The sequence below is a fragment of the Marinobacter sp. LQ44 genome (assembly GCF_001447155.2).
Lineage (GTDB): Bacteria > Pseudomonadota > Gammaproteobacteria > Pseudomonadales > Oleiphilaceae > Marinobacter.
In genome coordinates this window covers 2780278-2801640 of the sequence record NZ_CP014754.1, presented here as the reverse complement: position 1 = coordinate 2801640, position 21363 = coordinate 2780278, and the positions used below count along the sequence as shown (strand labels likewise).

Here is a 21363-nt window from a genome sequence, read left to right as displayed (position 1 = left end):
CCGGACCGGTCAGCGATTCATCCATGCCTGAATCCGGCTGGCCACCCGCTCCGCATCGGCCCGTTGTGGTGGGTTTGACAATGCCATGGGTTGGCGCCGATAACCACTGACCTGCTCCCGCGCCAGGGCAGCCGCCCGCGCAACCGCCGGATGCCGGCCGGCGTCATCCATGGCGTGCAGGTCGAGAACCCGCCACGGCCTGTCTGCCGACAACATAGCGGGCAATTCCGGCAACCGTTCACCGGAGAAATGTGGCGCCAGCCAGATCACCCCGGACAACGCCCCCTGGCCCAGTGCCCAGGCCGTCACATAATCGGCCGACCAGCCAATACCCGACACCGCCGGGCGCTCGTATCCGCGCCGCTGCAGCTCACCAGCGGCGGCATCCAGCAGCTCGCGGATAGAGTCGCGGTAGTCTGACATCACCTCCTCCAGGGCTTCTTCCTCAGCCACGTCAATCATCACCGAGGATTGCAGCTGGTCATCCTCAGGCGGAGCTGTCTCCTGCGGCTCTGGCACCAGCCGTTGTTGCCGGCGCCGAACCACACTTTCCGGAGGCGGCCGAAGCCCCAGTGTCATCACTGCCACGCCACGCTCCGCCAGGGTATCAAGAAGCCCGCCGGCCAGACCTTCAGCCGCTGCCTGCCCCTCGTCTGCCAGCACAATCAGCGCGCCACGTGCCGGTGTTTTCAGCTCTGGCTGGAACAGCGCCAGTGCCCGGCTATCGTCATCCAGATCCAGCCACACCGCCCGCTCAGGAAACATCCGGGCCAACGACCACTCGCCCAGGCCGGTCACCGCCGTCGCCCTGCTTTCCATAGCCTGTTGTGTGCCCTGACCCGGTTCCGGCTCGCTCTCCTGGGCCGATACCGTCAATGCCAGCCCGGCCAACAGCAACCAGAGAACCCCAATACCTGCTCGACCTGTGATCAAAACCGCTTACCTCGCGCTGCGAAAATGCCTGGCAAACTGATAGACTAGCAGGGTTCCTGTGCCGCCGATAACTCACCTGATCAAGAGAGCCTTTGATGAACCCTTACCTGATTGCCCCATCCATTCTCTCCGCTGATTTCGCCCGCCTGGGCGAGGAAGTCGACAACGTACTGGCCGCTGGTGCCGACGTGGTTCACTTCGATGTGATGGACAATCACTATGTCCCCAACCTGACCATCGGCCCCATGGTGTGCGAGGCCCTGCGCAAGCATGGCGTGACCGCACCCATCGATGTGCACCTGATGGTCTCCCCGGTGGATGACCTGATCCGCATGTTCATTGACGCCGGTGCCAGCTACATCACCTTCCACCCGGAAGCCAGCAACCACGTAGACCGCTCCCTGCAACTGATCCGCGACGGCGGCTGCAAGGCCGGGCTGGTGTTTAACCCGGCTACCCCGCTGAGCCACATGGATTACGTGATGGACAAGCTCGATATGGTGCTGCTGATGTCGGTCAACCCGGGCTTCGGTGGCCAGAAGTTCATCCCCGGCACCCTCGACAAGCTCAAGGAAGCCCGCAAGAAGATTGATGCCAGCAACTACAACATTCGCCTGGAAATCGACGGCGGCGTGAAAACCGACAATATCCGGGAAATCGCCGAGGCCGGTGCCGACACCTTCGTGGCCGGCTCCGCCATCTTCAACACCCCGGATTACAAGGCCACCATCGACGCCATGCGCGCCGAACTGGAACAGGCCCGCAAGGTGATCGGCGGATGAGCCTGAAAGGCCTGTTCAACGCCCGCTGGCCGGGCGTGGCCCTGTTTGATCTGGACGGCACCCTGGTAGACAGCGCACCGGATCTGGCCGCCGCCGTGGATCAGATGCTGGAGCACCTGGGGCGTAGCCCGGCAGGCCTGGACAAGGTGCGCACCTGGGTTGGCAACGGCGCCCAGGTTCTGGTGCGCCGGGCCCTGGCCGGAAAAACCGATTGGGAACCCGCCACCGCTAAAGATGAGGCGCTGTTCAACGACGCCCTGACCATTTTCTATCACGCCTACGGCCAGTTGAATGGCCGGCATTCAGAGGTATTTCCCGGCGTCCATGACTGCCTGGACCACCTGAGGCAACTGGGCTGCCGGATGGCCGTGGTCACTAACAAACCTGACCAGTTTGTTCAGCCGTTGCTGGAAAAAACCGGTCTGGATCAGTGGTTCGACCTCTCGGTCGGTGGCGATACCCTGCCAGTGAAAAAACCGGACCCGGCGCCCTTGCTGCACGCCATGGAAAAACTGGGCGGCACACGGGGCACCACGGTGATGGTCGGGGACTCCAAAGCCGACGTAAAAGCCGCCCTGGCCGCGGGCATCCCATGCGTAGCCGTGCGGTACGGCTACAACTTTGGCGGGCCAGTAGACAGTCTCGGTGCAGATGCTGTTGTTGATTCGCTGGCCGAGCTTTTGTAATCTCACAAGGACGTTTTATTTTGAACACATCAATTCGGGAGATTCCTGCCGTGCAGGGACTGAATCTGACTGCAGCGCGAGGCATCCTGACAACCCGCGCAACACGATGGTGGCGATGGCGCACCGGCTGAGCAAGCCACGGGGCTGATGGCGCATGCCTGTTTGCCCGCACCACCGGTCACAGCGGTGTAACACCGTTCTGACAAAACGCAGATCAGATTTCAGGAAACCGAACCATGACACCCGAGCAATTCCACGAGCTCGCTGAAGCCGGCTACAACCGTATCCCCGTGTACCGCGAAGTACTGGCGGACCTCGACACGCCCCTCAGCACCTATCTGAAACTGGCCAGTGGGCCTTACTCCTACCTGTTTGAATCGGTACAGGGTGGCGAGAAATGGGGCCGCTATTCCATTATTGGCCTGCCCAGCCGGGAAGTGCTGAAAGTCTTCGACCATCGCATTGAGGTCAGCCGCAACGGCAAGGTGGTTGAACAGGCCGAAGTGGACGACCCCCTGGTTTTCGTGGACGACTACCAGAAGAGATTCCATGCCCCGGACCTGCCGGAACTGCCCCGTTTCAATGGTGGCCTGGTGGGTTACTTCGGTTATGACACCGTGCGCTACATCGAGAAACGCCTGCGCCACAGCTGCCCGCCCGACAAGATCGGCACCCCGGATATCCTGCTGATGGTGTCCGATGAAATCGTGGTGTTCGACAACCTGCGCGGCAAGCTGCACCTGATTGTGCACGCGGACCCGTCAATTGACGGTGCCTACCAGACAGCACAGGCCCGCATCGACGAACTGGAAAGCCAGCTGCACCGCCAGACCGCCAACGCCCCCCGCACACCGGAACATCTGCGCGGCAAGGTGGTGGACGAGAGCGACTTTATTTCCGGCTTCAGCCAGGACAAATTCGAAGCCGCGGTGGACAAAATCAAGGGCTACGTGCTGGACGGCGACGTGATGCAAACCGTCATCTCCCAGCGCATGTCGATCCCGTTCGAGGCACCGCCCCTGAACCTGTATCGTTCGCTGCGGGTGTTGAACCCGTCGCCGTACATGTACTTCCTGGACCTGGAAGACTTCCACATTGTCGGCTCCTCTCCGGAAATCCTGGCCCGGGTGGAAGATGAGGAAGTCACCGTCCGCCCCATCGCCGGCACCCGCAAACGCGGCGCCACCGATGCCGAGGACAAGGCCCTGGAAAAAGAACTGCTGGCCGACCCCAAAGAAATCGCCGAGCACCTGATGCTGATCGACCTGGGGCGCAACGATGCCGGCCGGGTATCGGAAACCGGCACCGTCAAACTGACCGACAAGATGATCGTGGAGCGTTATTCCCACGTCATGCACATTGTCTCTAACGTGACCGGTCGGCTGAAAGAAAACACCAGCTGCCTGGACGTACTGCGAGCCACCCTGCCCGCCGGCACCCTCAGCGGCGCACCGAAGATCCGCGCCATGGAAATCATCGACGAGCTGGAACCGGTGAAGCGTGGCGTCTACGGCGGCGCGGTTGGCTACCTGTCGTTCAACGGCAACATGGACACCGCCATCGCCATCCGCACCGCGGTGATCAAGGACAATACCCTGCACATCCAGGCCGGCGCCGGCGTGGTGGCAGACTCCATTCCCCGCCTCGAATGGAAAGAAACCATGAACAAGGGCCGCGCCATCTTCAAGGCCGTGGCCATGACCTACAACGACTACGACCATTGAGGCGGAGGAACAGATTATGTTGCTGATGATCGATAACTACGATTCCTTCACCTACAACGTAGTGCAGTACCTGGCGGAGCTGGGTGCCGATGTGCAGGTATACCGGAACGACGAAATCACCATCGAGCAGATTGAAGCCCTGAAGCCCGAACGGCTGGTGATTTCCCCGGGCCCCTGCACGCCCAACGAGGCAGGCATCTCTATGGACGCCATTCGCCACTTCGCCGGCAAGCTGCCGATTCTGGGCATTTGTCTGGGCCACCAGTCCATCGGCCAGGTGTTCGGCGGCGATATTATCCGTGCCGGCAAAGTCATGCATGGCAAGGTGTCGGCGGTGTACCACAAGGATATCGGCGTGTTCCGGGGCCTGAACAATCCCTTGCAGGCCACCCGATACCACAGCCTGGTGATTGACAAAGACACTCTGCCCGATTGCCTGGAAGTGACCGCCTGGACCCGCAACGACGACGGCTCCGTTGAAGAAATCATGGGCGTGCGCCACAAGACCCTGCCCATCGAAGGCGTGCAGTTCCACCCCGAGTCGATCATGACCGAACAGGGCCACGAACTGCTGCGCAACTTCCTGAGAACATAACAAGAGGCCGACGCCCCATGGACATGAAACAAGCACTGAACCGCATTGCCTCCAACCTGGACCTGTCCCGGGACGAGATGAAGGATGTGATGCGCATCGTGATGAATGGCGAAGCCACCGACGCCCAGATCGGCGCATTTCTGATGGGCCTGCGCCTGAAAAGCGAAACCATCGACGAAATCACCGGCGCCACCGAAGTGATGCGTGAACTGGCCACCAAGGTCAGCATTAACGCCAGCCCGCTGGTGGATATCGTCGGCACCGGGGGCGATGGCGCCAATCTGTTCAACGTCTCCTCTGCCTCAGCCTTCGTGGTGGCTGCAGCCGGCGGCTTCGTCGCCAAGCACGGCAACCGGGGCGTATCGTCCAAGAGCGGCAGCGCCGACCTGATCGAAAAGGCCGGCATCAATCTGGACATGAAACCGGAAGAAGTGGCCCGCTGTGTCGAACAGATCGGCGTCGGTTTCATGTTTGCGCCGGCCCACCATGGCGCCATGAAACATGCTATCGGACCGCGCCGGGAGCTGGGCTGCCGGACCATCTTCAATATCCTTGGCCCGATGACCAACCCGGCCGGCGTCACTCGCCAGCTGATCGGTGTGTTCACCAGGGAACTGTGCCGCCCGATGGCAGAAGTGATGCAGCGTTTGGGCGCAGAACACATTATGGTGGTCTGCTCAAAGGACGGCCTGGATGAAATCAGCCTGGCCACCGTCACCCACGTAGCCGAACTGAAAGATGGCGAAATCAGCGAATACGACCTGACGCCGGAAGACCTGGGCATCAAGAGCCAGTCGCTGGTGGGTCTGTCGGTGGATGGTGCCGATGAATCTCTGAAACTCATTCGCGCCGCTTTCGGCCGCAGCCACGACGAAACCACCGAAAAGGCCCGCGACATGATCGCCCTGAACGCCGGCGCAGCCATTTATGTCGCCGGCCTGGCCAGGACCGCCAGAGAAGGGGTTGATATGGCACTCGATGCCATGGGTTCGGGACTCGCGGCTGGCAAGATGTCGGAGCTGGCTGATTTTTCACAGTGCTTTTAATCACGCGCCTTTAACTTTGCTGCTGGGCGACCGGCTGCGGGGAGGCTTTCCAAAACACGCCCACAAGTACGTCCCTGTAGGGCTTCGCTGTAGCCATCCCTGGCTACAGAGAGTTTTGGAAAGCCTCCCCGCAACCGGTCTCGCATACTTTAGACGGGCCTGCTATGACTGACAGACATTTGGATAAGACTCCCACCATCCTGCGTAAAATCGTTGACCGGAAATGGGAAGAAATTGATGAACGTAAGCCTAAGGTTTCGATTGCGGATTTGAAAGCCATGGCGGGCGACCAAGCTCCTGCGCGTGGATTCGCCAATGCCCTGCGCACCCGCATCGAAGCTCAGAGGCCGGCGGTCATTGCCGAGATCAAGAAGGCTTCACCCAGCAAAGGCATCCTGCGAGATCCCTTTGAACCGGAACGCATTGCCGAAAGCTACGAAAAAGGCGGTGCCGCCTGCTTGTCAGTGCTGACTGACAAAAACTTCTTCCAGGGCCACGAAGACTACCTGAAAGCAGCCCGCGCGGCTTGCAGCCTGCCGGTGATCCGCAAGGACTTCATGGTGGCGCCCTATCAGGTGTATGAAAGCCGGGCCATTGGTGCCGACTGCATTCTGCTGATTGCCGCCTGCCTGACCAAAGACCAGATGCAGGAGCTGGAAGGTATTGCCCACGAGATTGGCCTGGATGTGCTGGTGGAAGTACACGACGGCGAAGAACTGGACGATGCCCTGACCCTGAGCACACCGTTGGTGGGCATCAATAACCGCAACCTGCACAACTTCGAAGTGTCGCTGGACACCACCTTTGAACTGCACCACCGGATTGCCGAAAACCGACTGACCATTACCGAGAGCGGGATCATGACCCGTTCAGATGTTGAGGCCATGACCAGCCGGGGCATTTACGGGTTTCTGGTGGGTGAATCTTTCATGCGCGCGCCAGACCCGGGTGAGAAACTGCAGGAGCTGTTTGGCTGATTCACAGGATAAACGGGTGAGGCAAGTATGGACGCAGAGACCGGCAAGGATTCCGACAACCCGATACTGACCGCCCCCTTCTGGCCGTGGCGCTGTTTTTGCGTTTTCGTCCGACAAAACTGATCCCGTCGTCCGTCTAACTCCAATGAACCTCATCCACCTCATCGCCGGCAAAGCGGATGAGGTGGGAAGCTACCACCTGGCCCAGTTCCTCCAGCTCTGTCTCGGTGGGTGACTGGCACCGCATAAGCAACTTACCGTCTGCTGCTTCGAGCCGGCATTCGCCAATGGAGAAAGTCAGCCTGCCATCAGTCTCGCTCCACTCAGCCTCAATCTTGTGGCGAAAGTGTTTGCACAGGCGATTGATCAGGCGACCGGGATCGGTGCTGGCCACTTGGGCGTTCATGGTTGGCATGGCAGTTTCCTCGATATCAGTGCGTCAGTTAACACTGGCGGATAGCGGACGATCCGCCAGCACGATGGGGTGTCCACGAGAGCATTGTTCGATTCGGGCTTCGATACCATAGGTTTTGGCCAGCAGCTCCGGCGTCAGTACCTGGGCCGGGGAGCCCAGCACGGCCTGGCCGCCGGGAGACAACACCAGAACCTGGTCGCAATAGCGCAGGGCCAGATTGAGATCATGGCTGGCCACCAAGGCAATCGAGCCGGTCCGGCTGGTGGCGTCACGCACTGCGTTGAGCACGTTGAGCTGCCAGTGCAGATCCAGAGCGCTGGTGGGCTCGTCCAGCAGCATCAATGGCGTCTGGCGCACCAGAACCTGGGCCAGCCCTACCATCTGGCGCTGACCACCAGACATTTCCGACAGCCGCCGAAGCGCCAGTTGCCGGATACCCAGGGTGTCGAAGATCTCTTCAATCGCCAGCTCGGTCTCTTCCCGGGACCAGTCGCCGCGAGCAGAGCGGCAGGCGCTGAACACAGTTTCGTAGGCCACCAGGGGAATGGCCTGGGGCAGTGGTTGGGGCAGGTAGCCGACACGACGAATGCGCTGGTGGGCGGTAATCGCCGCCAGGTTTTCCCCGGCAAAGGTCATGGTGCCGGCAATCGGCAGCAGGCCGGCAATGGATTTCAGCAGCGTGGACTTACCCACGGCATTAGGGCCAACCACGGCCACCAGTGAGCCCGCGGGTATCTCGGGCATGGTAAGTCCGGTGAAGACGGATCGGTTCCGGTAGCCGGCGGTCACGGATTGCAGTTTCAGGGTCACAACGCAGCCCTCCTGCTGCGGCCGATGATCAGCGTGATAAACAGCGGGATACCTACCAGGGCGGTCACAATCCCCACCGGCAATACCACTCCCGGCACCAGCAGCTTGCTGGCGATGGATGACAACGACAGCAGGACGGCCCCGGCCAGGGCGCTGCCCGGCAGCAGGAAACGGTGATCTTCCCCCAGCATCAACCGGGCAATGTGGGGTGCCACCAGGCCTATAAAACCGATTTCCCCAACGAAACACATGGCCGCCGCCGTCAACAGGCTCACCCGCATCAGCACCACCAGGCGCATGCGCTCCACCCGGATGCCCAGACTGCGGGCCTGCTCTTCACCACTGCGCAGCAGGGTCATGGCCCAGGCATTACGAAGGGAAAACGGCAGGCACACCGCCAGCACCAGGGCCACGATAGCCACTTTGTCCAGACTGGCCCTGGCCAGGCTGCCCATGGTCCAGAATACAATCTGCTGGACCGACTCGGCGTCGGCCATGAACTGGATCAGTCCCACCACCGCGTTGATACCGAATAACAGGGCAATACCGAACAGCACCACCGCATGCACCGAAGCGCCCAGGCTACGTGACAGTACCAGAATCAGTAACGAGGCGGCCGCAGCGAACACAAAGGCCGACAGCGGCAACAGCACATGGGCCGCCAACCCCAATACCGAGATATTGAAGGCGATAACCAGCGACGCCCCCAGGGTGGCAGCCGCGCCGACGCCCAGGGTAAACGGGCTGGCCAGGGGGTTGTTCAGTACGGTCTGCATCTCGGCGCCGGCCAGGCCCAGGCAGGCGCCTACCACCACCGCCATCAACGCGTAGGGCACCCGGATGTCCTGAATGATCACCCGGGTGCCGGCATTAAGGCTTTCAGGATTCAACAGCCCGCGAATCACGTCCAGCAAACCCAGCATGGCCGGCCCCGAGGCGATGTCCACCAGCAAAGCAGCCACCGCCGCAGTCACCAGACCGGCCAGACACAGTACCCGCCGGAACACAAAACGGCGGTACTGGCTCGCCAGCCCGCCATCCGCCGGCGTGCCTGTCCGGTTGGCGGCAGCGCCTGCACTCGGCGACGTCATAGCGTTTCCTCGCCAAGCGTGATCCAGTAACGGCCATCCAGGGGCACCGGTTGAAACTCCCGGTAAAAGGTTTCCAGGGTTTGCTCCGGGTCCAGTTCAGACAGCGCCTCCGGGTGCAGCCAGCGAGCCAGCGCCTGAACCGCTACCACGTTCATCGGTGTGTTATAGAAGTGATGCCAGATCGCCATGGCCCGCTGCTCCCGGATTGGCTCCAGGGCCCGAAGCCCGGGCCGATCCGTCGCTCGGCGGAACGACTCGCGGGCCATCGGCCCATCAACACCTGCCCCCAGCATCACATAGGGCTGATCCGCGTCGGACACCTGGTACTTGCGCGAACCAATGGCCGTGGCCAGATAGCGATCGGGAGGGTCACTGAGCAGATACTCCAGATTCATCACACCGGAAACCCCGGGCACCCGGTCTGCCGCCACATTGCGCCCGCCCGCGGCGTCAATGAAGCGCCCCATCATTCCCCGGACCATGGTTTCGCAGCAGCTGTCATGCAGGCCTAACCGGCTGTGGAGAAACACCCTGGGCCGGTTGTCCGGAGGGATGTCAGATACCACCTCACTGACCCGTGCAAGCTCCTCCCGGTAGAAACGGTTGAACCTCTGCGCCTCCTGCTCTCGGCCAAGCACATCTCCCAGCAGGGCCATACTTCGGGGTGTATTGACCAGGGGCTGCTGTCGGAAATCGACAAACACGACCGCCACGCCAGCCCGCTCAAGGCGCTCAATCAACGCCCTGTTGTGGGCGCCGGGACCATGGCCCTCCAGGCTGAAGATGGCCAGGTCGGCCCCGATGGCCAGCACCGATTCCAGACTGAAACTGTCGGCAGATGCATGCCCCACCTTGGGCACCTCCGCCAATGCGGGAAAGCGTTCCAGATACTGGGCATAACCACCGGGGTCGGTCTGTTCGAAATCCGGCAATATGCCGGCCAGGCGATCAATCGTTGCATCGCCGTCCAGAATCGCCAGCGCCGGTATATAGCGGCTCTCACCCAGTATCACCCGGTTCACGGACTCGGGGATGGACACCTGCCGGTCGGCCAGGTCCGTGACGGTTCTCGCCGCCTGGACCACGCCAGCCTGGATCAGAAGAACGCCGCCCAGCAGGGCGGCGACAAACGGTGACAATGCCATCAGCGACCTCAGAACCGCATGGCCAGGCCAAGGCGAATGTCACGACCGGGTTCGGGCATACCGACAATGCCTTCGTAGTCCTCGATATGCTGGTAATCGGCGTTACTGGCATGATCCAGGTACTGCTTGTCACCGACGTTCTTGACCGTGAGGGTCAGTCTCAGGTTTTCACTGCCGGTGGGCAGCCAATGGACAAACACGTCGTGTACGCCGTAGCCGGGCTTGTCGATGGTACCCACAGAGGTTTCCAGGCCATCAATACCCCTGACGAACCGGCCCTGCCAGCCGAACTCCAGGTTGCGGTCCCAGCGGTAGGCCAGATCAGCAATCCAGGTGTCGCCCATGGTGTTGCCAAGCAGGTTATGCTCGTAAACGGTCAACGGCTGGCCATCCACTTCGGCATCGTTGCTGTGGAAACTGAGCCCGGCGGACAGCGCCTGCCACTGGTAACCGGTTGAAATCAGGTAACCATCGGACTCCAGGTCACCGATGTTCTTGTAGATGGACTCCCGGAAAGGCAGCAGCGGGTCGGCAATCGCATCCTTGATCTCGGAACGGTACACCTCCGCAGACAGGCGGAAGCGGTCATAGCGGTAGTCGAAACCGACTTCGGTATTGCGGGCCTTTTCCCCCTTCAGGTCGGGATCGTTTTCCGAGCCTTCCAGTTTGAAGGAGTCCTGGGTGGTGGGCCCACGAAATGCCTCGGCATAGCCGGCCTTCAGCGTCAAACCGTCGACCACCTCCCAGGCCAGGTTGGCGTTCGGACTGACCTCGTCCTCACTGAAGCGCTGGTCATTGTTGTCCTTGAGCCGGTAGTCATCATAGCGGGCACCGGCACTGAACAGCAGACGGCTGGTGAGCCATACATCACCCTGGAGGTAGATACCCAGCACTTCACCGGTCTGCTGTTCGGCTTTCTTGTCGTCCTCGTAGCCGGCGTTGACCTTGTCTTCCCGGTAGTCCACGCCGTAGGTGAGGCTGTGCTCGCCGAAACGGCTGGTATTGCGGAGGTCGCCGCCGGTGTTCTTGCTGAACCCGAAGTAGCGACCCCAGCGGTCCTCAACGTTCTGCTCGATGTCGGACTCGGTGTGGTAAACGGTTGCTTCCAGATCCACCAGGGCATTGCCGGAGGGTGCGAATCCGTAATTCAGAGTGGTGGTATCCCGGCGGCCATCAAGGTCGTACAGGCGATTGAAACCACTGACGATCCACTGTGGGCGCTGGGGCCGTTCTCCCTTGTCGGTGCGGACTTCGTGACTGAGTTTCAGGGTCTGATCGGCCGGCAACTGGCCCACCAGTTTGGCAAAGCCAAGCTGTTGACGGGCATCGCTGCCGGCAACACGCTCACCGTTCCCATCCTTGAAGGGCTCGTGATCACTCTGGCTGACAGACACCAGGGTGCTCCAGTTATCGCTCAGCCGGCCAAAGGCTGTGCCGCTTGCCTTGTAGCCGTCGGTGTTGGAGAAAGAACCCAGCTTGACCAGGGCACCAGCGTTTTCTCCCGGTCGCAACAGGTCTTCCGGATCCCGGGTCACGAAACGGATTGAACCACCCAGGGCACCGGCGCCATCCGTGGCCCGACCGGCCCCGGCGTTGACCTCAACCTGTTTGAGCAGCTCAGGTTCCACCGACAGACGGCCGGAGTGATGAAACAGCGCCCCGGCCTGGGTGGCGCCATCCACTGACACGTTCAGCAGGGGATCTTCAAAGCCCCGCACATAGACTTTCTGGGCAATGCTGTTCGAACCCCCCACATTGACATCCGGGCGGCCGGCAAACACGTCGTTCAGATCATCCGCCTGGTAACGATCCAGGTTCTGCCGGTCAATGACGATATCGCTGGCAGCTTCCCGTTCAGCGGTCACCTGTATCGGCTCAAGGGACACCGGGTCTGCATGGGCCAGGGGGGATGCGGCCAGGGCAAGCCATAAGGCGTTGCGACGAAAACCACCCACTCGGGATTCAGTTCCTAGATTTGCCATGGGTACTGCGCTCCAATACTGAAAATGATTCCTATTTGGGGCGCATTCTCGATTAGAAAATCGAGGAAGTGAACGACTTTTACATTTGTTACAAACGTGACGCAGGAAACCACAGATCCATTTGAAGTCCCCGGCCGGGCCGATTCCGGGCCTGAATCCAGCCACCAATGGCCTCAACCTGACGACGAGCCAGGGATAGCCCCAGTCCATGCCCGCCTGGCCCGGACTGACCGGTGCGGGAGGCCCGAAAGAATGGCTTGAAGATCAGATCAAGCTGCTCGGCCGGCACGCCCGGCCCCTGGTCGCTGACCGACAGCCGGTATCCGTTGTCCTGGGGCTCCAGCACGATCCGGATACAGCCCTCCGCCGGGGTGTAGTGACAGGCATTACGCACGACATTCTCAACCGCCTGGGCTATGGCCCGGTGACTGCTCCCCGCCAGCATGGCCTGATCGGGCAATTCGGCCACAATCCTGCGGCTGGGGTTCTCGTAACGGGCATCCTCAACGATGGTGTCCACAAGGTCGGTCAGGTTCAGGTATTCGTTGCCCAGGTCCGGCTGTTCGTTCTCGAGCCAGGCCAGCGTCAGGGTATCTTCCACCAACGCCCGCATCAGATCACACTCCCGCCGGATACGCGGCAGGAAATGGTGAGTATCAATGCCTTCCTCAACGCAACTGACGGCCATATCGATCCGGGTCAGCGGGGTTCGCAACTCGTGAGAGAGGTCAGCAATCAGACGGCGCTGGGACAGGATCAGATCGCCAATACGCTCCGCCATGCGGTCAAAGGTATCCGCCAGAGCGGTGAGTTCATCATTGCGATTACCCAGCAGGGCACGCACCCGGGTTCCCAGGTTACCTTCACTGAACTGACGGGTAGCCAGTTCCAATTGACGGATGGGATTCATCACATGCCGGTAAATGACCAGCGACAGCACCAACAGTACCACCAACGGCAAGGCCACTTTCAGGAACAGCTTCATCTCCGGCAGGTAGGTGCCCGGGCGCATCCGTTGCGGCAGGGTAATCAGAAAATGGGTGTGGCCATCGGCAAAGGTCATGTCCATGATCGGGTTGTCCGCGAAGTAGAGATGGATTTTCCACTCTACGTTCCGGCCAAGACGAAAGCCTTCCATAAACTGCCCGGACAACTCACTTCCAGCCAGCGGCTGCACCACCGCCGCCCAGGTATCCTCCTGCACCTGAAGGTTTTCCAGCCAGTCTGCCAGCGCCTGTTCATCGCCGGATAGGTATAGTCGCTCGGCCGTTCGCCCCCATTGCTTCAGAGTGTCCTGATGGTGCTTGGCGATAAAGCTCATCTGCTGTTCGGTGGTGTCCCCCAGAAAGGAGATCACCCAGACCAGCACCAGCGTACCCAGGGCCAGGGTGCCGCAAAGGCGCCACCAGAGTTTGCGGCTCACAGAAAACAGTACCCCCGGCCATGGACAGTCTGCAGGCGGTCAGCCGCCATGCCGGCCTCAACCAGCTTGCGGCGCACCCGGCTCAAATGCATATCCAGACTCCGGTCATAACGGCTGAACTCCTTTTCCAGCACCACCTGGTACAGGTAGGGTTTGCTGAGAGTCTCCGACTGGTGCAGGACCAGCATCCAAAGCAGTCGAAACTGGATGGGCGTCAGGCAAATTACCTCGCCGTTGCAAACCACCGACAGACTTGCGCGATTGAGCGTCAGATTACCAACCACCAGTTCCGTGGGGTCGGCACGCTGGTCGCCTGCCTTGAGGGTGCGCCGGAGCAGTGCTTCGATCCTGAGCAGCAATTCGGTAAAGCTGAACGGCTTGGGCAGATAATCGTCCGCACCCTGTTGGTAACCCAGGATACGCTCCTCCTCGGCGCCACAGGCGGTCAACATCATGACCGGCGTCTGGCGGGTCTTTCGCAGGCGCTCCAGGACATCAAACCCGTTCATCCTGGGCAACAACACATCCAGCAGGATCAGGTCCAGCCGCAGGCTGAGCGCGTCAAGCAGGGCCTGGTCGCCCTCAAAGCACTGTTGAACCTGATACCCCTTGCTGGTCAGCAGCCCTGATAGCTGATCGCTCAGGGTCTGGTCGTCTTCAACAATCAGGATTCTTGGGCGGGACTGGGTACCAGAGGACATTACCAGGCAACCTTAGCTTATCAACTCACCTTATCATATGCAGTTGATTATCATTTACCAATCACGCGACTGCCAACGTTGAGACTTATTCCCAGGAACCCGAAATAACCAGGAATTCTAATAACCAAAGCGAATATCATATACCCCCATATTATTGGCCTACCCAAGGTCTGGCCCAGTAAATTAGCTGTTCTATCATCCAGTTAATCCGGGCAGACCACTCCATGAAAACAAGATTCGCTCTGACCTTTGCCTTGCTGCTGCCGGCCTTGCCGGCGCTGGCTGACGACCAGGCAAATGCCGCGCAAACCGCGCTGCTCGCCGCGTCCTGCGCCAACTGCCATGGCACCGATGGCAAGCTGGCCGGTGTTATCCCGGCAATCGCCAACCGGCCCGCCACAGCGCTTGAAAACCAGTTGATGGAGTTCAAGCACAGTGACTCCACCCGGGCCACCGTCATGCCGCGGATTGCCAAGGGCTATTCCGATGACGAGCTGAAAGCCCTGGCCCAGTATTTCTCGCGCATCGGCTCCGCCCAGCAGCGCTGATTATCACCACGACAGAAGAATCGAGACCATGACCAAATCAAACATCAAGAATCAGGGCCTGAACTCGTCCCGTCGTGATCTGCTCAAGTTGATGGGCGCGGCCTCTGCCCTGCCTCTGCTGGGCGCCTGCAGCAGCCTTGGCGGGCCAAGCCGTAAAGACCTGTCGGCACGGGTTGTGGTGGTGGGCGGCGGCTTTGGTGGCGCCACCGCCGCCAAGTACCTGAAGCGCAACGCACCGGATCTGGACGTCACTCTGATTGAACCCAACAAGGTGTTCTACACCTGCCCGTTCTCGAACCTGGTACTGGCGGGCATGCGCACCATGGACAGCATCAGCCACAACTACAACGAGCTGCGTGAGCTGGGTGTCCGGGTCGTTCACACCACGGCCCAGGACGTTGACCCGGTGTCCCGCACGGTCAGCCTTGGCGATGGCAGCAGCATCCGTTATGAGAAACTGCTGTTGTCTCCGGGCATTGATATTCGCTGGAACGCCATCGAAGGTTATGACCAGGCCGCGGCAGAACAGGCGCCCCATGCCTGGAAGGCCGGCGACCAGACCCGACTCCTGCGCCGCCAGATCGAAGCCATGGACGACGGCGGGGTGTTCGTTTTGACGGCGCCCGCCAATCCGTTCCGGTGCCCGCCCGGGCCCTATGAACGGGCCAGCCTGGTGGCCCATTACCTGAGCCAGCACAAACCGCGCTCAAAGGTGCTGATCCTGGACGCCAAGGACAACTTCTCCAAGCAGGGCCTGTTCATGCAGGGCTGGAAAGACGTGCACGGCGACCGAATTGAGTGGGTCGGGCTGTCTGGCGACGGCAAGGTAACTCGCGTTGATGCCGGCAAGCGGGAAGTGGAAACCGAATTCGGCACCATCCACAAGGCCTCGGTGCTGAACGTGGTGCCGCCCCAGAAGGCCGGCTTTATTGCTGACCGGGCGGGCGTAACCAATGAGTCCGGCTGGGTGCCGGTGGACCCGGTTACTTTCGAGTCCACCCAGGTAAAAGACATCTACGTGGTGGGCGACGCCACCATTGCCGCGCCGATGCCGAAGTCCGGCTTTGCCGCCAACGCCCAGGGCAAGGTGGCCGCGGCGGCCATTATTGCCGCCCTGGAAGGGCAGCGGCCGCTGGAGCCGTCCTGGGCCAACACCTGTTACAGCCTGATCAACCCGGAATACGGCATTTCCGTGGCTGCGGTGTACCGGATTCAGGAAGGCCTGATTCACGAGTCCTCCGGCGGTGTCAGCCCCAGCGATGCCAATGCCACCTTCCGCAAACTGGAAGCCGATTACGCGTCGGGCTGGTACAGCGCCATCACCCAGGACACTTGGGGCACGCGCCGCTAGGCCGGGACGATGGGTAACCTGTTTGCAAACCACCTGAGCGCCGTGCTCTGGGCCGGCGCCCTGCTCGGCGTAGTGTACGGCATGATCGCCCAGTGGAGCCGGTTCTGCCTGTTGCGGGGCCTGTTTAATCGCTGGCAGCAGAACGACAGCCGCCGGCTAAGGGCCTTCGCCCTGGCCATGGCGGTCGCGCTGGTCAGCAGCCAGTGGCTGGCCTGGCAGGCGGGTATCAATCTCACCCGCACACCTTACCACCCGACCAGTTTACCAGTGGTCGCGCTGATTGTTGGCGGCCTGCTGTTTGGCTATGGCATGGCCCTGGCCAACGCCTGTGGCGCCCGCTCGCTGGTGTTGCTGGGCACCGGCAATCTGCGCTCGTTACTGGTGCTGCTGGTGCTTGGCATTGCTGCCTATATGACCATGTCCGGCGTGCTGGCTGAATTCCGGTTATGGATGGAAGATCTGTACCGCCCTACCCTTCCTGCCACCGATCTAACCCTTGTGACGGCGCCCCTGGGGCTCGACACAGAGACCGGTCGCCTGGTTCTGGCGGGCCTGCTTTCTCTGGCGCTGACTGCCTGGGCACTGTCTTCCCAGGCATTCCGGACCTCGCCCCGGGACTGGCTGGGCGGGCTGCTGATCGGGCTTCTGGTGGCTGCAGGCTGGTGGATCACCGGGGTGCTGGGCGCAGACGACTTTGACCCGGTTCGGCTGGCGTCTCTCACCTTTGTCGCACCGGTGGGCGACAGCCTTCAGTACCTGATGCTCTCCACCGGCACCTCTCTGCGCTTCGGGGTTACCGTGGTAGCGGGCATTGTAGCGGGCAGTCTTCTGGTGTCGCTGCTCACCCGGGAGTTTGCCTGGCAAAGCTTCACCAGCCCAGGCCACAATGGCCGTGCCATCGTCGGCGGATTCCTGATGGGCGTGGGCGGCATCATGTCGATAGGCTGCACACTGGGGCAGGGGCTCAGTGGCTTTTCCACCCTGGCAATTTCCAGTTTTCTGGCCCTTGCCGGTATAGTAGCAGGCTCACGCCTGGCGCTTCGTTTCAGTGGCGGCAGTTCTGCCGGCCGCTAAGCGCACGGCCAATGGTTCTGATCAATTCGAGGTAGTCATGATATCCCGTTTCCTGCTCGCTGCTCTTGCCCTGATGTTCGTGATGGCTACCGCCAACGCCGATCAGCGTTGGCAAAGGGTAGAAGCCGTGACCCAGGCACTCGACAACCGGGTACCTGAACTGGAAGGCCTGAGCCTTGAGCTTCCCCTGGTGGCGGAAGACGGCAGCAGTGTTGCGTTGTCCGTGTCGTTTACCGGTAGCCTGGAAGATGGCGAACACATCGAAAAAATCCGCCTGTTTGCCCCCGGCAATCCACGCCCAGAGGTAGCCGATATTACCCTGGGCCCGCTGGCTTCACCCGCCAACATTGCCACCCGGATTCGCCTCAGCGAAACCCAGCAGGTGGTGGCCCTGGCCATCACCAACCAGGATCGCGCCTTTCTGACAACCCGGGATGTAAGAGTGACCGTCAGCGGCTGTCTGGTGGGCGGCGGTGATGCGTCTGCCATGGCCATGGCGAACCCCCGCCTGGCCCTTGCCGGCAGTGTCCGCCAGGGCCAGCCGGTGACCGTGCGTTCGCTGATCAATCATCCTATGGAAACTGGCCTGCGGCCGGACGGCCAGGCTGATGACAGCATTGAACAACAGCTGGTTGAATCCCTGACCGCCACCCTGAACGACGAGCCGGTACTGACCGCCCGCTTTTTCACGGGCACGTCTGCCAACCCCTACCTGCAGTTCCAGCTGACGCCGGAAGAGGAAGGCGAGCTGAAGCTGGTCTGGCAGGATCAGAAGGGTGAACAGATGGAAGCGAGCCAGCCGGTCAGGTTCTGAACCGCTCCAACAGCTGGCGTCATTCGGCCAGGGCCTCCTGCAGTAATTCCTGAAGGTGGCCTGGCAGATTGCCGGCCAGCTTCAGCGCCGCCTCGTGGCCACGAGGGGTCATCTTGCCCCAGGTTCGGCGCACAATGCGCAGCCACTTCTCTTTGTCGTAATCGGGTTTCTCGTCGAAAAAGTCGGCGAAGTAACGTTCCAGAAACACCATGCAAGCGACATCTTCCAGCAATTGGGTGTCTTCATCCTCCCGCAGCTTGCGCTTGGTGAGAATCAGCGCCACCCGCTCGCATTCCTCCGGCGGGTAGCCACACTGGGCCATAATCTCCGCCGCCCGCCGGCCATGCATGCGGCCACAGGCCTGGCGCCACTGGTAATAGTTTTGCCGCCCCTCCCCGTAATCACTACGGGGCATGGTCCAGCGTTCAATATGCTGGGCCCGGCAGGCAATCTGCATACGCTCGGAAGGCTCCGGTTCCAGCGCGAACAGCCAACGCGTCATGTGCAGGCTGTAGGCATATTCCCTGGGCAGTGTTTCTCCCTCTAACAACTCCCGATTCGGATCGGCCAGGTTAGCTTGATCAATGGCGCTCAGGGTGCAATCCAGTTTCTGGCTCATGATTACCTTTACTGTTGGTTCATACCTGGGCGGAGGGCCGGGCCTTGACCCGGTCATACCAGGCTTGCAGGTTGGCCTGTTCCGGCTTGATGCGGATATTCACCACCCGGGCAAAGGCGATGGTGGTGAAGGCATTGATGTCTGCGGCGGTAAAGCGGTCGCAGCAGATGTACTCTTTGCCGTCCAGATGCTTGTCCAGGAAGTGCATGAATTTCTCCACGCCCTTCCCGCATTCCTCACCCCATTCCTTGATCGGGTTCATCCGGTCCTTGAAGTATCCGGTGGTGTGCTGGAAGCACATACCGGTGGGCATGAAGAAATAGAATTCCAGCCAGCGCAGCCATTGCTCCACCAGCGCTTTTTCGACCGGGGTTTGCCCCAGCAGTTTTGGCGTGTCCGGATAGGCTTCTTCAAAGTAACGGCAAATGGCCATGGTTTCCGCAATACAGGTGCCATCGTCCAACTCCATGACCGGCACTTTCTTCATCGGGTTGCGGGCTACGTATTCCGGTGTCAGGTTCTCGCCTTTTTCGATATCCACCTGTACAAACTCGGCCTTATCCAGAAGGCCCTTCTCCGCCATGAATATGCGCACGCGACGGGGATTGGGGGCAGACTTGGTCTCAAAGATTTTCATATTGTTATTGGCTCCGTTGATCTGACATCAAGGCCTTGAGAGTGAACGGAAAAAACGGTTGCGTCAAGCAACTGCTACTGGCCCGGCAACCATTCCCGAATCTGCCTGATAACCCAGGCGGGCTCGTCCAGGGGCAGGTCGTGACCCGCATCCGGATGCACTTTCAGGGTCCAACACCAGCGCTTTTCCAGCTCCGCACTGCACTGCCAGTGCACAATCCGGTCCCCTTGGCTGGCCAACAGCAAGGCATCGGCCATCGGTGCCCTGGTTTGAGGCTTATAGCGGGCCGCTGCCGCCAACTGCCGTATCGCGTTGTGGAACGACACCGGGCGCTGACGCTGAATGCTGTACCAGGCTTTACAGAGAGACAACGGGACCTCGCGGTTGGAGGTCAGCTCAAGGATATCCCGCTCCCGGTGGAACAGCTCCCGCCTGGCCAGCAATCGAAGTACCCGGGGCCAGGTGCCTGGCCGCATCCGGCGCCAGGGTGGGCTGAACCCTGAACTGGTATTGATCAGAACCAGATGCTGCAGTTCACCGGGCTCAGCATGCTGCGCCCAATCCAGCGCCACCATTCCGCCCATGGACAACGCCACGATGGAGAACGGGCGCGGGATGTGACCAACCTGCTCCAGCACCTTCTGCCGGATACCGGCAATAGTGCCGGGGCTGTCATCCCGATAGTGAATACCGGTACCAGGCAGATCCACCAGATGCACATGGTCGTCCGGCATCGCCGCTCGCAATTGCTCGGCAAAGGGGCCCCAGTGACCGTGTTCGCGCGTCAAACCCCTGAGCAGTATCCAGTGCATATCATCGGGTATCCCTGTACCAGTGCATGATGGCCGCTTCTCTCAGCATGGACTGCTGCTCACCGATGGGCAACCAGTTCTGGTGACTGGCCGCCGCACTGATCAGAAAATCCATCCAGGTCAGATGGCTGCGCAGTACGCGCTGATGCCGGTGTGGCACCAGAGGGTTGAAAAATCCATCCAGCCGGAACAGTTGCCGTGGGCGTTTGCGTATCCAACGCCAGGACCCCATTTCCAGGGTCAGGGGTAAAAACACGCCGCTGTTTTCCCGGTTGACCTGTTTGTAGAAATAGTCCCACAGATCGCCATGGGTCAGGTAGTGGGCAGACTGGGGCTCAAACCGGTAGTTGTGATTGGGGTAGGCCTGCTCCCAGATCAGTTTAAGCGCCATAACCGAATCAATACGTCGCATCGGGCGGCGGCGATAAGCATAAGGAAACCAGATCTGGTCCTGCCAGCCAAAACCGGAATGGCAATCCAGTGCCAGGCTGAACGGTCGGTTTGGCAACAGGTCCTGAATCACCGCTTCCAGCGCCTGATTTTCCACCTCCATCCCCTGCTCTGGCCGGCCCCGATACCAGGGTAACCGAGACGACCATTGCTGGCCGCCCAGTAAAAAGGCACTGCCGTCCTGCGCGGTAATGGGCGCGTTGCGCATCAGATCCACTCCGCTGGGATTGCTGCGCTGGTTCAGATACATGCCACCGGGGTTCACGATCGGTAACAGGGTAATGTGGACTTTCTCAAGCAGGGCGTTGAGATGCTGGTCCCAACCCAGGCGGGCCAAAAGGGAATCCAGCCAGGCCATCACCACCTGGCTGCCAATACGTTCCAGCCCATGCACCCCGCCCACAATCAACACCACCGGCACATCCGTCGCGGGTGTGCCAAGATCCACCCGATAGATCGGCAACCCCATGGGGCCAACAACCACTCGGCCAGCCACCTGGGTGCTGACGAAATCCGGTGCTTCAGCCAACTGTCGCTCCAGTTGTACCAGCTCCGGCAGAAAGGTTCTGAGCAGTCGTTTTTGATGGCGATCCCGGCTGGCCTGTTCAGCCGGAATGACGCTGTGGGGAGTCAGGGCCCGTAGTTCGGTCATGGTGCAATCTCTGGTCGCTGAGCCCCGGAGTCTACCTCCGAAATGCTGCAATAGATTGACAGCGTTACAGCCCCAAATATGCAATACAAACTATTC

Annotated in this window: 22 protein-coding genes; 10 read left to right on the top strand and 12 right to left on the bottom strand. The window is 60.6% G+C overall.

The window, feature by feature from the left end:
* Nucleotides 1-9 precede the first annotated feature (9 nt).
* A complete protein-coding gene (locus tag ASQ50_RS12840; protein WP_082888485.1) occupies nt 10-933 on the bottom strand; it encodes a DUF3530 family protein in 924 nt (307 codons plus the stop codon).
* 95 nt (nt 934-1028) lie between these two features.
* On the opposite strand from ASQ50_RS12840, the gene rpe reads away from it, so the two are divergent.
* The 6 genes from rpe (at nt 1029) to trpC (ending at nt 6743) form a co-directional block, all read left to right on the top strand.
* Nucleotides 1029-1715, top strand: coding sequence for a ribulose-phosphate 3-epimerase (gene rpe / locus ASQ50_RS12835; protein WP_058091465.1), 687 nt, complete (start codon nt 1029-1031; stop codon nt 1713-1715).
* Entirely contained in the window at nt 1712-2401 is a 690-nt protein-coding gene (locus ASQ50_RS12830; RefSeq protein ID WP_058091466.1) for a phosphoglycolate phosphatase, read from the top strand. Before rpe ends, ASQ50_RS12830 begins: the two co-directional genes overlap by 4 nt.
* Nucleotides 2402-2637: 236 nt before the next feature.
* The gene (gene trpE, locus ASQ50_RS12825) at nt 2638-4125 is read left to right on the top strand and encodes an anthranilate synthase component I (protein ID WP_058091467.1); all 1488 of its coding nucleotides are present in this window, start codon (nt 2638-2640) and stop codon (nt 4123-4125) included.
* A 16-nt stretch (nt 4126-4141) separates the two neighbouring features.
* Complete coding sequence (locus ASQ50_RS12820) at nt 4142-4720, top strand: aminodeoxychorismate/anthranilate synthase component II (protein ID WP_058091468.1); 579 nt, start codon at nt 4142-4144, stop codon at nt 4718-4720.
* A gap of 17 nt (nt 4721-4737) precedes the next feature.
* Nucleotides 4738-5766 carry an anthranilate phosphoribosyltransferase gene (gene trpD, locus ASQ50_RS12815; protein ID WP_058091469.1) on the top strand — a complete coding sequence of 343 codons (1029 nt, stop codon included), beginning with the start codon at nt 4738-4740 and terminating at the stop codon, nt 5764-5766.
* 164 nt (nt 5767-5930) lie between these two features.
* Nucleotides 5931-6743, top strand: coding sequence for an indole-3-glycerol phosphate synthase TrpC (gene trpC, locus ASQ50_RS12810; protein WP_058091470.1), 813 nt, complete (start codon nt 5931-5933; stop codon nt 6741-6743).
* 136 nt (nt 6744-6879) lie between these two features.
* Here trpC and ASQ50_RS12805 read toward each other — a convergent pair whose 3' ends face one another.
* The 7 genes from ASQ50_RS12805 to ASQ50_RS12775 form a co-directional block, all read right to left on the bottom strand.
* The gene (locus ASQ50_RS12805) at nt 6880-7158 is read right to left on the bottom strand and encodes a DUF2218 domain-containing protein (protein ID WP_058091471.1); all 279 of its coding nucleotides are present in this window, start codon (nt 7156-7158) and stop codon (nt 6880-6882) included.
* Nucleotides 7159-7182: 24 nt separating this feature from the next.
* Complete coding sequence (locus tag ASQ50_RS12800; RefSeq protein WP_058091472.1) at nt 7183-7968, bottom strand: ABC transporter ATP-binding protein; 786 nt, start codon at nt 7966-7968, stop codon at nt 7183-7185.
* The gene (locus tag ASQ50_RS12795) at nt 7965-9059 is read right to left on the bottom strand and encodes a FecCD family ABC transporter permease (RefSeq protein ID WP_058091473.1); all 1095 of its coding nucleotides are present in this window, start codon (nt 9057-9059) and stop codon (nt 7965-7967) included. Before ASQ50_RS12795 ends, ASQ50_RS12800 begins: the two co-directional genes overlap by 4 nt.
* Complete coding sequence (locus tag ASQ50_RS12790) at nt 9056-10204, bottom strand: ABC transporter substrate-binding protein (RefSeq protein WP_058091474.1); 1149 nt, start codon at nt 10202-10204, stop codon at nt 9056-9058. Before ASQ50_RS12790 ends, ASQ50_RS12795 begins: the two co-directional genes overlap by 4 nt.
* 8 nt (nt 10205-10212) lie before the next feature.
* Nucleotides 10213-12186 carry a TonB-dependent receptor domain-containing protein gene (locus tag ASQ50_RS12785; protein WP_058091475.1) on the bottom strand — a complete coding sequence of 658 codons (1974 nt, stop codon included), beginning with the start codon at nt 12184-12186 and terminating at the stop codon, nt 10213-10215.
* An 88-nt stretch (nt 12187-12274) separates the two neighbouring features.
* Nucleotides 12275-13609, bottom strand: a complete 1335-nt coding sequence (locus ASQ50_RS12780) for a sensor histidine kinase (protein ID WP_058091476.1) — start codon at nt 13607-13609, stop codon at nt 12275-12277.
* Nucleotides 13606-14310 carry a response regulator transcription factor gene (locus ASQ50_RS12775; protein ID WP_058091477.1) on the bottom strand — a complete coding sequence of 235 codons (705 nt, stop codon included), beginning with the start codon at nt 14308-14310 and terminating at the stop codon, nt 13606-13608. The genes ASQ50_RS12780 and ASQ50_RS12775 overlap by 4 nt, the downstream gene beginning before the upstream one ends.
* Before the next feature lie 224 nt (nt 14311-14534).
* Between ASQ50_RS12775 and ASQ50_RS12770 the strand changes: the two genes are divergently transcribed.
* From ASQ50_RS12770 to soxZ, 4 genes are read left to right on the top strand one after another with little or no spacing between them, the layout of a single operon-like run.
* The gene (locus ASQ50_RS12770) at nt 14535-14858 is read left to right on the top strand and encodes a c-type cytochrome (protein WP_058091478.1); all 324 of its coding nucleotides are present in this window, start codon (nt 14535-14537) and stop codon (nt 14856-14858) included.
* Nucleotides 14859-14886: 28 nt separating this feature from the next.
* On the top strand, nt 14887-16209 hold the full coding sequence (locus ASQ50_RS12765; protein ID WP_058091479.1) for an FCSD flavin-binding domain-containing protein: 1323 nt from the start codon (nt 14887-14889) through the stop codon (nt 16207-16209).
* A 9-nt stretch (nt 16210-16218) separates the two neighbouring features.
* Nucleotides 16219-17283 (top strand): YeeE/YedE family protein, encoded by a 1065-nt coding sequence (locus tag ASQ50_RS12760; RefSeq protein ID WP_058091480.1) that lies wholly within the window; start codon nt 16219-16221, stop codon nt 17281-17283.
* A 37-nt stretch (nt 17284-17320) separates the two neighbouring features.
* Nucleotides 17321-18097: a thiosulfate oxidation carrier complex protein SoxZ gene (gene soxZ / locus ASQ50_RS12755; RefSeq protein WP_068351661.1), complete on the top strand. Its 777-nt coding sequence runs from the start codon at nt 17321-17323 to the stop codon at nt 18095-18097.
* Between the two features lie 19 nt (nt 18098-18116).
* On the opposite strand, the gene ASQ50_RS12750 is transcribed toward soxZ, so the two are convergent.
* The 4 genes from ASQ50_RS12750 to ASQ50_RS12735 form a co-directional block, all read right to left on the bottom strand.
* Nucleotides 18117-18716, bottom strand: coding sequence for a DUF4202 domain-containing protein (locus tag ASQ50_RS12750; RefSeq protein WP_058091482.1), 600 nt, complete (start codon nt 18714-18716; stop codon nt 18117-18119).
* 19 nt (nt 18717-18735) lie between these two features.
* Nucleotides 18736-19353, bottom strand: a complete 618-nt coding sequence (locus tag ASQ50_RS12745; RefSeq protein WP_058091483.1) for a glutathione S-transferase family protein — start codon at nt 19351-19353, stop codon at nt 18736-18738.
* A 74-nt stretch (nt 19354-19427) separates the two neighbouring features.
* A complete protein-coding gene (locus tag ASQ50_RS12740) occupies nt 19428-20165 on the bottom strand; it encodes an alpha/beta fold hydrolase (protein ID WP_058091484.1) in 738 nt (245 codons plus the stop codon).
* Between the two features lies 1 nt (nt 20166).
* Nucleotides 20167-21267, bottom strand: a complete 1101-nt coding sequence (locus ASQ50_RS12735) for a M14 family zinc carboxypeptidase (RefSeq protein ID WP_058091485.1) — start codon at nt 21265-21267, stop codon at nt 20167-20169.
* Between the last annotated feature and the right edge of the window lie 96 nt (nt 21268-21363).

Bases quoted from the DNA above. Each gene is read 5' to 3' on its own strand.
- rpe (WP_058091465.1), top strand. From the start codon at position 1,029: ATGAACCCTTACCTGATTGCCCCATCCATTCTCTCCGCTGATTTCGCC.
- ASQ50_RS12830 (WP_058091466.1), top strand. From the start codon at position 1,712: ATGAGCCTGAAAGGCCTGTTCAACGCCCGCTGGCCGGGCGTGGCCCTG.
- trpE (WP_058091467.1), top strand. From the start codon at position 2,638: ATGACACCCGAGCAATTCCACGAGCTCGCTGAAGCCGGCTACAACCGT.
- ASQ50_RS12820 (WP_058091468.1), top strand. From the start codon at position 4,142: ATGTTGCTGATGATCGATAACTACGATTCCTTCACCTACAACGTAGTG.
- trpD (WP_058091469.1), top strand. From the start codon at position 4,738: ATGGACATGAAACAAGCACTGAACCGCATTGCCTCCAACCTGGACCTG.
- trpC (WP_058091470.1), top strand. From the start codon at position 5,931: ATGACTGACAGACATTTGGATAAGACTCCCACCATCCTGCGTAAAATC.
- ASQ50_RS12805 (WP_058091471.1), bottom strand. From the start codon at position 7,158: ATGCCAACCATGAACGCCCAAGTGGCCAGCACCGATCCCGGTCGCCTG.
- ASQ50_RS12795 (WP_058091473.1), bottom strand. From the start codon at position 9,059: ATGACGTCGCCGAGTGCAGGCGCTGCCGCCAACCGGACAGGCACGCCG.
- ASQ50_RS12790 (WP_058091474.1), bottom strand. From the start codon at position 10,204: ATGGCATTGTCACCGTTTGTCGCCGCCCTGCTGGGCGGCGTTCTTCTG.
- ASQ50_RS12785 (WP_058091475.1), bottom strand. From the start codon at position 12,186: ATGGCAAATCTAGGAACTGAATCCCGAGTGGGTGGTTTTCGTCGCAAC.
- ASQ50_RS12775 (WP_058091477.1), bottom strand. From the start codon at position 14,310: ATGTCCTCTGGTACCCAGTCCCGCCCAAGAATCCTGATTGTTGAAGAC.
- ASQ50_RS12770 (WP_058091478.1), top strand. From the start codon at position 14,535: ATGAAAACAAGATTCGCTCTGACCTTTGCCTTGCTGCTGCCGGCCTTG.
- ASQ50_RS12765 (WP_058091479.1), top strand. From the start codon at position 14,887: ATGACCAAATCAAACATCAAGAATCAGGGCCTGAACTCGTCCCGTCGT.
- ASQ50_RS12760 (WP_058091480.1), top strand. From the start codon at position 16,219: ATGGGTAACCTGTTTGCAAACCACCTGAGCGCCGTGCTCTGGGCCGGC.
- soxZ (WP_068351661.1), top strand. From the start codon at position 17,321: ATGATATCCCGTTTCCTGCTCGCTGCTCTTGCCCTGATGTTCGTGATG.
- ASQ50_RS12750 (WP_058091482.1), bottom strand. From the start codon at position 18,716: ATGAGCCAGAAACTGGATTGCACCCTGAGCGCCATTGATCAAGCTAAC.
- ASQ50_RS12745 (WP_058091483.1), bottom strand. From the start codon at position 19,353: ATGAAAATCTTTGAGACCAAGTCTGCCCCCAATCCCCGTCGCGTGCGC.
- ASQ50_RS12740 (WP_058091484.1), bottom strand. From the start codon at position 20,165: ATGCACTGGATACTGCTCAGGGGTTTGACGCGCGAACACGGTCACTGG.
- ASQ50_RS12735 (WP_058091485.1), bottom strand. From the start codon at position 21,267: ATGACCGAACTACGGGCCCTGACTCCCCACAGCGTCATTCCGGCTGAA.